The sequence below is a fragment of the Streptomyces sp. NBC_01775 genome (assembly GCF_035917675.1).
In the GTDB taxonomy this organism is placed as follows: Bacteria; Actinomycetota; Actinomycetes; order Streptomycetales; family Streptomycetaceae; genus Streptomyces.
In genome coordinates, this window is record NZ_CP109104.1 from 8,742,474 (window position 1) to 8,754,893 (window position 12,420).

General features: G+C 68.6%; 14 protein-coding genes and 2 pseudogenes. 9 read left to right on the forward strand and 7 right to left on the reverse strand.

Features of this window, described 5'->3' with window-relative positions:
- Positions 1 to 7: 7 nt before the first annotated feature.
- From OHB04_RS38565 to OHB04_RS38575, 3 genes are read right to left on the reverse strand one after another with little or no spacing between them, the layout of a single operon-like run.
- The gene (locus OHB04_RS38565) at positions 8 to 799 is read right to left on the reverse strand and encodes a class II aldolase/adducin family protein (protein ID WP_326692274.1); all 792 of its coding nucleotides are present in this window, start codon (positions 797 to 799) and stop codon (positions 8 to 10) included.
- Positions 796 to 1,773, reverse strand: coding sequence for a C-terminal binding protein (locus OHB04_RS38570; RefSeq protein ID WP_326692275.1), 978 nt, complete (start codon positions 1,771 to 1,773; stop codon positions 796 to 798). The genes OHB04_RS38565 and OHB04_RS38570 overlap by 4 nt, the downstream gene beginning before the upstream one ends.
- Before the next feature lie 52 nt (positions 1,774 to 1,825).
- Positions 1,826 to 3,304: a sodium:solute symporter gene (locus tag OHB04_RS38575; RefSeq protein ID WP_326693107.1), complete on the reverse strand. Its 1,479-nt coding sequence runs from the start codon at positions 3,302 to 3,304 to the stop codon at positions 1,826 to 1,828.
- A 272-nt stretch (positions 3,305 to 3,576) separates the two neighbouring features.
- Between OHB04_RS38575 and OHB04_RS38580 the strand changes: the two genes are divergently transcribed.
- Positions 3,577 to 5,178, forward strand: coding sequence for a PucR family transcriptional regulator (locus OHB04_RS38580; protein ID WP_326809284.1), 1,602 nt, complete (start codon positions 3,577 to 3,579; stop codon positions 5,176 to 5,178).
- Positions 5,179 to 5,401: 223 nt separating this feature from the next.
- On the forward strand, positions 5,402 to 5,797 hold the full coding sequence (locus tag OHB04_RS38585) for an Imm7 family immunity protein (RefSeq protein WP_326809285.1): 396 nt from the start codon (positions 5,402 to 5,404) through the stop codon (positions 5,795 to 5,797).
- Positions 5,798 to 6,029: 232 nt separating this feature from the next.
- On the opposite strand, the gene OHB04_RS38590 is transcribed toward OHB04_RS38585, so the two are convergent.
- Positions 6,030 to 6,371: a hypothetical protein gene (locus tag OHB04_RS38590; protein WP_326692278.1), complete on the reverse strand. Its 342-nt coding sequence runs from the start codon at positions 6,369 to 6,371 to the stop codon at positions 6,030 to 6,032.
- Positions 6,372 to 6,908: 537 nt separating this feature from the next.
- Between OHB04_RS38590 and OHB04_RS38595 the strand changes: the two genes are divergently transcribed.
- Positions 6,909 to 7,358: a hypothetical protein gene (locus OHB04_RS38595; protein WP_326692279.1), complete on the forward strand. Its 450-nt coding sequence runs from the start codon at positions 6,909 to 6,911 to the stop codon at positions 7,356 to 7,358.
- Between the two features lie 19 nt (positions 7,359 to 7,377).
- Positions 7,378 to 8,643 carry a DUF6973 domain-containing protein gene (locus OHB04_RS38600; protein WP_326692280.1) on the forward strand — a complete coding sequence of 422 codons (1,266 nt, stop codon included), beginning with the start codon at positions 7,378 to 7,380 and terminating at the stop codon, positions 8,641 to 8,643.
- On the opposite strand, the gene OHB04_RS38605 is transcribed toward OHB04_RS38600, so the two are convergent.
- Both OHB04_RS38605 and OHB04_RS38610 read right to left on the reverse strand, forming a co-directional pair.
- A complete protein-coding gene (locus tag OHB04_RS38605; protein WP_326692281.1) occupies positions 8,531 to 8,911 on the reverse strand; it encodes a hypothetical protein in 381 nt (126 codons plus the stop codon). The two genes, OHB04_RS38600 and OHB04_RS38605, sit on opposite strands and share 113 nt — an antisense overlap.
- A gap of 36 nt (positions 8,912 to 8,947) precedes the next feature.
- Positions 8,948 to 9,271: a hypothetical protein gene (locus tag OHB04_RS38610; protein WP_326809286.1), complete on the reverse strand. Its 324-nt coding sequence runs from the start codon at positions 9,269 to 9,271 to the stop codon at positions 8,948 to 8,950.
- 396 nt (positions 9,272 to 9,667) lie between these two features.
- Here OHB04_RS38610 and OHB04_RS38615 point away from each other — a divergent pair, with 396 nt between their 5' ends.
- A complete protein-coding gene (locus OHB04_RS38615) occupies positions 9,668 to 9,913 on the forward strand; it encodes a hypothetical protein (protein ID WP_326692282.1) in 246 nt (81 codons plus the stop codon).
- Between the two features lie 42 nt (positions 9,914 to 9,955).
- On the opposite strand, the gene OHB04_RS38620 is transcribed toward OHB04_RS38615, so the two are convergent.
- Positions 9,956 to 10,474 carry a DUF6083 domain-containing protein gene (locus OHB04_RS38620; protein WP_326809287.1) on the reverse strand — a complete coding sequence of 173 codons (519 nt, stop codon included), beginning with the start codon at positions 10,472 to 10,474 and terminating at the stop codon, positions 9,956 to 9,958.
- A 315-nt stretch (positions 10,475 to 10,789) separates the two neighbouring features.
- Between OHB04_RS38620 and OHB04_RS38625 the strand changes: the two genes are divergently transcribed.
- The 4 genes and pseudogenes from OHB04_RS38625 to OHB04_RS38640 form a co-directional block, all read left to right on the forward strand.
- Positions 10,790 to 11,137: a hypothetical protein gene (locus tag OHB04_RS38625; RefSeq protein ID WP_326809288.1), complete on the forward strand. Its 348-nt coding sequence runs from the start codon at positions 10,790 to 10,792 to the stop codon at positions 11,135 to 11,137.
- A gap of 72 nt (positions 11,138 to 11,209) precedes the next feature.
- Entirely contained in the window at positions 11,210 to 11,527 is a 318-nt protein-coding gene (locus tag OHB04_RS38630) for an NmrA family NAD(P)-binding protein (RefSeq protein ID WP_442815125.1), read from the forward strand.
- A 140-nt stretch (positions 11,528 to 11,667) separates the two neighbouring features.
- Positions 11,668 to 11,926 (forward strand): annotated as a pseudogene (locus OHB04_RS38635) (transposase); the annotation flags it as partial.
- A 192-nt stretch (positions 11,927 to 12,118) separates the two neighbouring features.
- Positions 12,119 to 12,415, forward strand: a pseudogene (locus OHB04_RS38640) (urease subunit gamma); the annotation flags it as partial.
- Positions 12,416 to 12,420: the final 5 nt, after the last annotated feature.

The window sequence follows — 12,420 nt, forward strand, 5'->3', positions numbered from 1 at the left end:
CTCGGGATCAGTCCCGGTAGTCGGGGGCGACACGCTCGACGAGCCGGAGCAGTGCCGACCAGGCAAGCTCGTACCCCTTTTCGTCCTGGAGGTCGGAGCTGTCGTCCTCGCCGGAGAGTTGGCGCGCTGTGAGTTCGCAGATGTCGGGAGGGGGCGTGACGAGCTTCGCTCCGCCTGCCATGGCCACGGTCTGGATCTCGCATGCCTTGTCCAGGTAGTACATGCGCAGGAAGGCCTGGGCCGGTGTTTCGCCGACGGTCAGCAGGCCGTGGTTGCGCAGGATCATCGCCGGGTGGTCGCCGAGGTCGGCGACCAGGCGTTTCTGTTCGGCGAGGTTGAGGGCGACGCCTTCGTAGTCGTGGTATCCGACCTTGCCGTAGAACTCCATGGAGATCTGGTTCAGCGGGAGCAGGCCGTGCTCCTGGGCCGCGACAGCACACCCGGCCTTGGTGTGAGTGTGCAGGACGCAGTGGGCGTCGGGCCGGGCGGCGTGGACGGCGCTGTGAATGACGAAACCGGCGGGGTTGACGGGATGAGGGGTCTCCTCGACAGGGTGACCGGCCAGGTCGATCTTGACGAGGTTCGACGCGGTGATCTCCTCGAAGAGCAGGCCGTAGGGGTTGATCAGGAAGTGGTGCTGCGGTCCGGGGATCCGGGCGGAGATATGCGTGAAGATCAGGTCGGTCATCCGGAAGTGCGCTACCAGGCGGTAGACCGCGGCGAGTTCGCGGCGCAGCCGCAGCTCCTCGTCGGGGGTGGCTTCGGGGGTCTGGCCGGCGCGGAGCGTCGGATCAGTCACAGGGTGCCTCCTTCGGTGGCTGGGGTGACGACCGGGGTGAGGGGACGCCCGGTGCGATGCCAGGCGATGACGTTCTCGGCCGGGCGCTCGACATAGGCGCGCCGCGAGGCGTCGGACAAGAAAGCGATGTGCGGGGAGAGCAGCAGGCCGGGGTGGGTGCGCAGAGGGTCGTCCTGGTCCGGGGGTTCGGTGGGGAGGACGTCGAGGGCTGCTCCGGCGAGTTTGCCGGTGTCCAGGGAGTCCAGGAGCGCGGCGTGGTCGATCAGGCCACCGCGTGCGACGTTGACCAGGAAGCTGCCGGCCGGCATGCGGTCGAGCTCCGCGCGGCCGATGAGGTTGCGGGTGGCGTTGTTGAGCGGGGCATGCAGGGAGAGCACGTCGCTGCATGCCAGCAGGGTGTCCATATCGGTCCGCTGAACCGTGGCCGGCCCGTGTTCGGGGCTCAGCGGATCGTAGGCGGCGACGCGGCCGAAGATCGGTGCGGCCAGCTCGGCGAGGCGGGTGGCGATGCGGCCCATGCCCACCAGGCCGAGCGTCAGCTCGTCGGCCCGGCGGGGCAGCCGTGGCAGGTCGGTGGTCCAACCGCCCCGGCGCACCGCTGCGTCGGCTTGCGGAAATCCACGCACCAGCGCCAGGGCTGCGGCGAGCGCGTGGACGGCGACTTCCTCGGTGGCCGCGTCGGGCAGGTTGCACACCCACAGGCCGCGGGCACGTGCCGCCTCGGCGTCGACCATGTCGTAACCGGCCGAGCACGTGGCCAGGATACGGAGGTTGGGAAGCCGGTCGAGAAGGTCCGCGTCGATGCGGGCGTACCCGACGAGGAGGGCGACCGCGTCCGAGGCCGCTCGGGCGATGGCGTCCGGGCTCGCGCTGTCGGCGATCCGTACGTCGAAGCCCGCCTCGGTCAACTTCGTCACCCCGGGGGTCGGATCCAGGTCGTCGAGATCGGTGAAGACGGCCAGGGGGCCGGTCATGCCAACTCCTTAGAGGTATGGACAGCCAATGAAACCGGCTGGTGGTACAGCGTCAGACAGTGGTGGTTGCGGGGGCTGCCGAGGTGCCGGCCGACTCGCCCGCCACGCGGCGGCGCCACCCCTCGACGACCGCTTCCTCGGTCGGTTTGGTGACAAGGCTGACGGTCACGTAGGCGACGAGGCTGGCGAGCAGGCCGTAGTAGATCGGCTCGTTGGCGAGGAGCCCGTCCGTCACCATAAAGGTGATCACGGTGGTGCCGCCCACGACCATCGAGGTCAGAGCACCCTGGAGGTTTCCGCGCCTCCAGACCAGGCCGCCGAGGATGGGGATCAGCAGACCGCCGACGAGCAGGTCGTATGCCGCGGTGAGGGCTGCCATGACGTCGCCGAGTGCGCAGGCGATGGCCATGGAGGTCACGCCGAGGATGGCGATGGCGAGTCGGTTGGAGGCGACCTCGTCGCTCTCCTCCGGATCGGCGGCGGCCTCGGCCTTGTGGCGGCCGAGGCGGCGCAGCCGGGCCCAGATGTCGTTGTTGGCCACGGTGGCGGAGGCGATCAGGGCGCCACTGGCGGTGGACATCATCGCGGACAGGGCAGCGGCCAGGACCAGTCCCTTGATCCCGGGAGGCAGGGTGTGCTTGACGATAGCGGCGAACGCTTGGTCGGCGCTGGCCAGCCGGGGGTGGAGCACCTTGGTGGCCATGCCGATGAAGGCGCCGGCCAGGGCGTAGACGAGGCAGAAGGCCCCGGCAGCGGTGCCGCCCCACACGGCGACCTTTTCGCTGCGGGCGGTGAAGACCCGCTGCCAGATGTCCTGCCCGATGAGCATGCCGAAGGTGTAGATCAGCACATAGGTGAAGATTGTCTGCCCGCCGATGGAGGTCGGGGACAGGTAGCCGTGCGGCAGCTGGTCGCCCATGGCGGCGAAGCCGCCGGCCTTGACCACCGCGATGGGCAGCAGCAGGAGGAGCACGCCCACGCTCTTGACCACGAACTGCACCATGTCGGTGAGCGTGATGGACCACATGCCTCCGAGCACCGAGTAGCCGACGACGATTGTGCCGCCGATGACGATCGCGGCCCAGCGCGGTACGTCGAACAGCACGTCGAAGACGCTGGCATAGGCGATCGTCGAGGTCACGACCAGCATGAGCGTGTACATCCACATCACCACGCCTGAGATGACGCTGGCGGCGTCGCCATAGCGCAGCGAGAGCATCTCGGCGACCGTGTACACGCGCAGCCGGGCGATCCGGGCGGAGAAGAAGATGCTCAGCGCCAGCAGCCCCAGCCCGATGGCGAAGACCATGGCGGCACCGGAGATCCCGTAGCTGTAGCCCAGGCCCACACCGCCGACGGTGGAGGCCCCGCCGAGGACGATGGCGGCCATCGTGCCCGTGTACATCAGCGGGCCCAGCCGCCGTCCGGCGACCAGGAACTCGCTCTTGGAAGCGGCGCGCTTCTTGCCCCACCAGCCCGCGCCGACAAGGCCCAGCAAGTATCCGGTCATGACGAGGTAGTCGACGGCCATCAGGTCCTCCGATTCGCTGCGGCCCACGCCTGAGCGCGACGCCGAGTGGCTGCTGTGGGGGGACAGCAGCTGCGCGCCGGGCCACGGGAGCGGGCGGACGCGGCAGTGCTGACGAGGGGGGATGCCGGGGCGGGGGTGGTGCCCTCTTGATCGGAGAACCTATCCACGGTTCACACTGGCACTGAAGTGTAGGGTTTATCCAAAATGAACTCGTTCGCTGGATGAATCCCGCACTTCTGCGCGACGTTGCCGGGTTGGAAGGATCACTCTTCGTGGCCGAGACCGACCAGCTCTCCGTTCCCCTCAGCATGCTGCTCGCCAATCCCGCACTGGGTCTGAGCCAGATCGCCGGTCCGGCCGAGGACCGCCTCATCAGCACGGTCGGTACCACCGAGGTCGAGGACCCCACGCCCTACCTCGTCGGCGGCGAGCTCCTCCTCACCGCGGGGGTTCGTCTCCCGCACGAGCCGGACGGCATCGACAACTACGTGACCCGCGTCGTCGCCGCCGGGGTGGCAGCGCTGGGCTTCGGTGTGGTCCCTGTGCATCAGGAGGTTCCCGCCGAGCTCATCGCCGCCTGCGACCGCCACGGGCTGCCGCTGCTGCGTCTGCCGCCCCACACCCCCTTCGTGGCCGTCGGTCAGGCCACGTACGACGCCATCGCCGAGATCCGCAACAGCGAACTGAGAATGATCTCCAAGGCGCAGTCGGCTCTCGCTTCCGCCGCGGCCCGGCCGGATGCGCTCCAGGCCGTGTTGCAGCAGCTCAGCGCCCATACCGAGGCCGGGTCGGTACTCTTCGACGCCCAGGGCAACGAACTGTTCAGCGCGGGCCGCCGCCCTGCGGCCCCCGGCCCTCAGCTCCTGCGTGACCTTGCCGTACGTACCATCGCCCGCTCCACCGGGAACCATGCGAAGGGCAGACCGCCGCCCCCCGCGGCGGCGGCTCACCACCACGAAGGCATCCACCTGACCGTGCACACCCTGCCCGGCACGGACGGCGCCGCTACCCCACTCGCCCTCGGCCAGGCCGCCGCCACAGCCCCGACCCTGGTCCACCGCCAGGTGACCAGCATGGCGACCGTGCTGCTGTCTCTGCTCACGAGCCCCAGCCACGCCCTCGGCACCGACGCTCACAGCATCGGCGCACTCGTACGGCTCATGCTCGGGGCCACCCCTGCCGAGGTCGCGCCCGCACTCGTCCCTGACGAGGAGACCTTGGGCGAACATTGGGTCGTCGTCCATGGCCGCCACCTCCTGGCACGGTCCACTCTTGTAGGCCGGTCCTGCGAAGACCCGGCCCAACTCGTTGCTCTGGGCACCGCACTTGGCACTCCCTACCTGCACATCGACCGCGCGAGCCTGCGAGCACTGATCCCCAGCGCACCGGACGCCCAGCCGGTCGCCCCCGCGCAGGCCGCCGCCCTCGGGTGGACCCTCGGCTTCAGCGCGCCTGTACCGGTGACAAAGCTGCCCAGCGCAGACACTCAGGCCGAACGCGCGCTGGAGCGGGCCATCGCCAGTGAGGCACCGGCGGTCATCCATCACGCTGACGCACGCACTCCCCACACCCTGGTCGCCGCCACCGACGCGCGGGAACACGCCCGCGCCCGATTCGCCCCGCTCTCCCAAGCCGCGGCACCCGGCGCCGCTGTCCTCCTCGGCACCCTGCGCACCTGGCTGACCTTCCACGGAACCTGGGACCGCACAGCAGCCGCTCTGGACATCCACCGCAACACCGTGCGCCACCGTCTGGCACGGGTCGCCGAACTCCTCGACGTCGATCTCCAGGATCCGGATGTCCGCATGGAACTCTGGTTCGCTCTCCACTGGCTGCCCGACGACGAGTTCGCCGGGCGGCGGGGCACCACATGACACCCGCCCCGCCCTGCCCCCGCAGGGTGTGCGGTGCCGGCCCGGCGTCTGCACCACCTGCCATCAGCCCCTGCCCAGCAGGATCCCAGGATCCAGACAGACCTGACGGATTCCTATCAGGGAGGGGTTTGTCATGGACGTTGTGTGACGGCTGGGAGCTGTCCGGCGGATCTTGCCGTGGTCGGGCTGTTGAGGCCCAGTCTGACTTCATTAGGATCGCGGTGTGTTCGAGTACCACGGCTGGATCACGGTCAGGGAGACCTCGGTTGATGACGACGATGACGTCCGGCTGCGGCAGGTCGTGGATGACCTTCGGCTTCGCATCGCCAAGATGGCCAGTCCCTATCTCCTTGACCTCAGGTGGATGAACGGCGAGCCGTTCATCCACCTGGGAGGCCATTCCAATCACCGTTCGTCACCTGATGTCCTGGACCTGTTCGAGCATGTCGCGAAGGTTGCTCCTGGCTCCTACGGCCTCCTGCATATTCGCGATGACGAGGACCCGGCCCATGAGAACGAGGTACGCGTGCTCAGGCTCGCTCGGGGCACGGTCACGCAGCGCACAGAGGCGCTGCTGTCCCCGTGTATCCCGACGCTGGAAGACCCCTTCACAGATTAGGCCGCCTACTTCCCCTGGCGAAGCCACAGGCTGATCGAGGCACGGGTCCCGCGCGCCCACACCGAGGTCCTCACCGAAACCGACGGAGGAGAGCACCGCATCCGGCTGGGCGCCTTTCGCAGCAGCACCCGCACCCACCACAAGCAGCAGAAACTCACCGCTGAGCAGACCCGCGAAGCCCGCGGCGTAGGCCTGCTTGGGTAAGTGGGCCCTGGCGCGCGAGCCCGGTGTTTCAGTGGTCGGGGTTGTGCCGTAGCTCTGCGGCCGGTCCGCTCCGGTGGCGTCGCCGTCGGTGTATGTGCACGGCGACGGCTGGTGCGGCGGTGCCGGCCCCCCATGCCAGGAGCTGCCCGGCCCCGCTCAACCGGGCCTTCCGGGCGTGTTCGCACACGGGTGTGAGATAGGGGTGCCCAGAGGGGGTCTTGAGCGTGTGGGGGGAGAGGAGGGATCCGCATTCCTCCCGCACCGTCGCACTCGGGTCGGCGGGATCCTCGTTCGCGCGGAACGGCACCAGCACCACGATGATCGAGGCGAGGAGCAGCAGCACGGGGATGGACCACAGTACGAGGTTCACCGCCGGCCTCTTCCACCGCTGCGGTATTCGTTGTGCTCCGGCCATCGTCATTGCCCCTGTTCCTCCCCGCCGAGTGCTTCCTGCGCCCGGATGCGCACAGGCGCACCGGCCTCATACCGGAGCTGGTTTCCTGGCGGCTCACCTCGCCGGCTACGTGACAGGCGGTCAGCGCGGCAGGCTCCCGCAACGCGACTTGCACACTCACGCTCAGCGTAGCCACCGACGACAGCCCCCGGCCGCGGCCCGATCCTGCGCGGTCACTCGGCACTATGGCACGCCCCCGACCGGGACAGGCCTCCGGCTCCGCTCCCAGCCCGTCTTCTCCGGCCCTCTTCCTGTCAGGTTCCAGGAGCCACATGGGTGCCGTCTCCTCAGCAGGCTCACGCGTCGCTGCGCTCGACTGGCGCCACCGGTACGGGGATACCATGACCACGTCACGGGACGTCAAGGATGGTCAGCTGGGGGCTTACGTTGGACTCGTTCAAGGCAGAGTGGGGTGCTCTGGTCTCGCAGGCCCAGGAGGGGCAGAACGCGCGGATGCAGCTCAATTCCGCGGCTCCGGCGGGCGGCGGGGGCACCGGGCCCGGTGGGGCCGACCGGCTGGCCTCGGACCCCGCGACGAAGAAGGCCTCGGCGAAATATGTCGACGAGCAGCTGCTCCCGCACCTGCGCAGCGCGGGCCGGATGGGCGGAGTGCCCTCGGACGGCCCGGCACCGGGGATGTTGGGCAGCGAGCGGGCCCAGCCCGGCGGCACGATGCAGGACTGGGAGGCATGGCAGGGCGTCGAGCACGTGCTGCGGCAGTGGGGCAAGCAGGTCCGCAACCTCGAACAGCGGCTCCAGGGCGAGAGGGACGCGCTGCGCGGGGCCAGGGTGCTCTTCCAGTCGCGGGACGGCCTCGTGCACAACTCCCTCGTGTCCGGCTCGGATCCCTACATGCCGACTCTTCCCGGCAACGAGCCCACCGGCCTGCGGCCGGCCGGATAAGGGCAGGCGGATCCGGGCGATGACACTCACCTTCCGCGACATCATGACCGCCGACGCCAGTGAACTGGATGATGCCGCAGCGGCCTTCCGGCGCATGGGCAAGCGCTTCGGAGAGCTGCACACCGACTACGACACCCGCGTGCGCGGCCAGGTGTCCAACAGCTCCTGGTCGGGCCTGGCGAAAGTGAGCTACGACGGGGTCGCCCGCGTCTCCTCGGGCCAGTTCGGCGCTGCCAAGCGCCAGGCACAGAACATCGCCACCTTGCTGACCAAGGCGTACGACGACCTGGCGGACAGGAAGCGGACCCTCGGCAGGCGGGTGAAGGCCGCCGAGAAGGACAAGATGAGTGTGGACGGGGACGGGAGAGTCACCCTCGACACCACCAAGCTCAACGAGGGCGAACGCGTGGCCAGAGGCCACGACCACACCTACGCAGAGGCCCTCGACGAAGAGGTCGCGAAATGGCAGGCCCGTATCGACGCGGCTGTCGAAGCCGTCAACGACACGGACGCCGCGATAAAAAAGACCCTCATCGCCGCTGTCAAACCACCGGACGGTCGCGCGGCCGGAGCACACGGGTTCAACCCCGACAAAGTCGAGTACACGCCCCCGGGAACCAGACAGGATCTGGACCGGATCCTGCGCGACTACCAGGTCGACCCCGACCCGGGCGGCGTGGTCGAGTACCCCCGCAACTGGATCCTGCACGCAGGCGCCGGGCTCCTGGGGATGAACGAGAGTGTCACGGCGCGGGAGGCGGACATGCTCGACGGGCTGGGCCTCAACGGCCTGGAGGGCTTCAAGGACGTACAGGGCAAGGCGTTCGACACCGCCGATGACCGGTTCGCGCCCGAGATACGAAACGGCGCGCCGAACAAGAACGACAACCACAACGACGCTTTCCGCCACACCTACTGGAACGCGCTGATGACGAAGAAGTACGGCGCGGAGTGGACCGAGAAGTACGCCACCACCCATGAAACCAGGCCCGGCAACCAGCCCGAGCGCGAAGCCATGGACCTCTACAACAACGAGATCGGCAGACGCATCGCCCAAGACAACCCCGACGCGAGCGATGAGGAACTCGCCGACCTGGTGGAGAAGGCTGTGCGCAAGGGTGACACGGTCGTAGTCGATCATGGCGGAGGCCGTCTCGCCTTCAGCGACCAGATCAGCTCCCGCGAGACGGGCGAACCCAAGCTCCAGCCTCCCGAGAGGCAGCAACCCAACAAGTCCAGCGACGTGGGTGGCGGCTCGGCAGTCGGTGACGACAGCGGTAGCTGAACTTGCTGCTTACCTGAATCGACCCCGCCGACCTCCAGTCCGCGTTACTGCTCGTATGCCCAGGCGGGGCCGGTGGCGGTGGTGGTCTGCCGGTAGACCACCACCGGGATCGGTCCGACGCCGGGCCGCATCCGGGAGAGGTACAGCAGGCCGTCGGGTGCTCGACCTCGTGAAGGATCAGCCGGGCGAGGCCACGCTCGTAGACCGTGATGATGGTGGCGCCGTCGAGCGCGGTGGTCTCCACGGTGATCCTCAGCGGGCGGGGCACCAGGCCGCGGACGTCGAAGAAGGACGGGCAGCCTTCCTACTGCTCGTCCATTTCGTCGCAGGCTGCGGTGATGCGGGGATTGAGGAGCACGATCGGCCTGGCGCCCGGCTCGGCGGGCCGTACGGTCGCGGCTGCGCGGCCGATGCCGATCTGTGGGGCGCGAGTCCCATGCCCTTGCCGGAGAAGTCGTGTGCCTGGGCGATGCGGTCCGCCGCCTGGGACAGCTGGTCGAGGACGTCCGTCGCGGCGTCCTGCCCGGCGGGCAGGACGAAGGGCGTCGGCGGGCTCGACGAGGATGCCGGTGCCGTGCTGGACGACGCCGAGGTCCCGCATGCGCCGGCTGGGCTGCACCTCGCTCACTTCAACTCCTCCGTGTCCGCGTCTGGTTCGGGCCGGGCCCGGAACTTCCGCTCCAGACGGTACCGGGCGTGCAGCGCGGGGGCGGACGTCGACCAGGCGAAGACGCGGTGCCCCCGTCGTCGTGTCGGCTGGGCGCAGTCCGCAGCGGCAGGGCCTCGGCGGTCATGGACGTCTCGGTGCCCCACACCACCGGGTCTTGGCCGGCGGGGAAGCCCAGCGTCACCTCCAGGTGCTCGGTGGGCAGTCGTACCGCCCGCCGGAACCACCGGCCCCACCGACTCGCCAGGGCAGAGCGGGAGAGGATGCGGTCGCTGGTGGCCCGGATGGCTGGTTCGGCTGCGGCCTCAGCGCCAGCCGTGGTTGGGTCGCGGGGGGCTTTTGAAGGGGCGGTCCGGCGTGGATGAAGTTGAGACGGTCGACGAGTACGTCGCGGAGATCGATGCGGCGGTGTATGCGGATCCGAAGCGTGCGGCTCGTTTGCGGGAGCTGCATGAGGCTGCGGAGACCACGGTGTCGGTCGATGAGATGCGGTCGATCTCGGCGGAGATGGCTGAGCTGCAGCGCGAGGGCTTGGCGGAGTTGAACGAACGCCGGGTGGCCGCGGGGCTGCCGACGTGGAAGCCACAGCCTCCGCAGGTGTGAGTGCAGGTTGTTGACGGCCGGGTGCGTGTGCATCCGGCCGTTTCATGCGGCGGGGCCAGCGGTGGGGAGGTCGCCGATATCAGGTGGATGGTTCCGCCAGTAGCGGCGTTCGTTCTCCTGCCAGAGGGCGGTGAAGAACGGTGGAAGCTGGTCGGGTGGGTCGTCGCGGGGGCAGACGAGGGCATGGGGGATGCGGCAGATAGTGCCAGCGGGTAGGGACTGGGTGCCGGTGTCGATGGCTATGCCGTCGTCGGCGATGGTCCAGCGGTGTCCAGCGGGGACGATGTGCGAGGGCACGGGCATGTCGGGTTCGAGGAGGACCCACCGGTTGTAGCCGGTCTCATGCCGGTCTTGGAGTGTGTCGCAGTGGCGGCAGCGGGGTTCGACAGGTGGGGGCGGTCCGGTGGCGCCTTCTTCGAGGGCTTGCTCGTTGTCGCAGTGTGTTTGGAGGTGGGACCAGCAGGGTGTGCACTGCTGGCCGTGAGGGCTGCCGCGGTCGGTGACGGTGGGGTGGGGTTGTCGGCATGTGCGGCAGCGAGGTTCGGCTTGAGGGTCGGCCATGCAGGCAGGGTGCGGCGTGAGGGTTTGTGCTGGTAGGGCGCATGCTGGTCGCATCGGGTGCGTTGGGTGGGCGCTGTGAGCTGGGCTTCGTCCCGGTGGTTTTGTCGTGAATCATCAGTCTCGCCGGCGGTGGCTCATCTTCGACACCCACACAAGCCCCGGACACGGTTTGCGGTCGGGGGCTTCGTCGCGCTGTCAGTCGTTGTGTCGCATGCACTGCTGGAAGCCCAGACTGCGGCGAAGGACCTGATGTGAGTCCCATGGAAGCTGCGCTCGCCGGCCTCCATACGCGCCCACGCGAGCGAGGGGAAGTACATGTACCGAGAGTTCATCACTCCCGAGGACCTGGACGTCTTCCAGAGGCTGGATACCTGGCCGGAGACGATGGATGACGGTTCACGGCTTCTGACCTTCTCCTACGAGAGCGGCGAACACCTCACCTTCGCCTACAGCCCGCTGGGCAGATCCATCCACCTTCGGTGGACCAGCCGTACGGGAGCAACAGTCCTCGACGCTTTCCGCGAGAGCGCCACCGAACTGATCATCCGGGCGGACCCGGAGAAGAAGTACATCATCACCCGTTTCGACATGGGCGACTGCAGCGGAGAATTCCGCCTACAGACCAGCCCAGCGGTCACGATCGTCGATCGCCTGCTGTTCTGACACTGGATCGGGCCTGGGCCAACAGCGGGTCGGGGCCGCAGATGACACGGCGCCCCTGGCGACATCGGGGCCATCGCGGCCGACGCCTTCGACGCTCCGGCCGACTACCTGGGGCGCACCATTGAGATCGCCGGAGACGAGCTGACCGGCCCGCAGATGGCCGAGGTCTTCGGCCGCGCCGCCGGCCGCCCCGTGCGCTTCGTCTCCCAGCCGATCGAGGAGGTCCGCGCCCAGAGCGAGGAGATGGCTGTCATGTTCGACTGGTTCAACACGGTGGGCTTCAGAGCGGACCTGACCGACCTGCGCGGCCGTCACCCACACCTGACGACGCTGGAGGACTGGATGAGCGAGCACTGGTCGGCACCCGCAGAACCAACGCCGACTGTCTGACACGCGCGTTGAGGCTGGGAGGCTGGAAGGCCGAGAGTCTGGCAGCCCGTTGACGTCGGTAGCCCGTCGAGCGCGACATCGGCGCCCCCGCTTTCGACGGTGCGAATCGTTCCTGCGGTGAACGTCTTCGGCTGTGCGGGCGACCGTGGCCCGCAACGCTGGGCAAGGTGGGCGACTGCCAGGTCGGCGGCAGTGTTCACGCTGCTTCCGACACCGCCTCCTGCCTGTTGTCCTGGCGGTTGTTCCTGCCCGCCTCCTGGGGCATGCCCGTGGCGGATCGGCCGCATCCCCGAGGACGCACACCAGCGTCCCAAGTGGCAGCTCGCGCGGGAGACGCTCGATGAGTTCGCCGGTGGCGGGCTACGGCCGGCTGTCCTGGTCGCGGATACCGGGTACGGCCGCTTCGGGTGAGGCCTGTGCGCCCCTGTGCATCAGGTTCACCACATGGTGTAGACGGTCCCAGTTCGCGCCGTCTCGCTGGTTGCCTTCGCCGAGTATCGAGGACGGCCCGCGCGCCGTGCAGGGGGCGTTCTCCGTGCTCGTCGGCACGCCCGGCCGCACGCACCGTCCCGACAACAGAAAACGACTCATATGCATTTGACCCCGCATGAGCAGGAGCGCTTGCTGGTTCACGTCGCGGCCGATGTGGCGCAGAAGCGTCGCGACCGGGGCCTGCTCCTCAACTACCCCGAGACGATGGCTCTGTTGACCGCATACGTCTTCGAGTCGGCGCGCGACGGCAAGACCGTCAGCGACATCATGGATGCGGGCCGGCAGGTGCTCACCCGTGACGACGTGATGGCCGGTGTCCCGGAGATGATCAAGAACATCCAGGTGGAGGCCACTTTCCCGGACGGCACCAAGCTGGTCACCATCCACGACCCCCTCCCGGA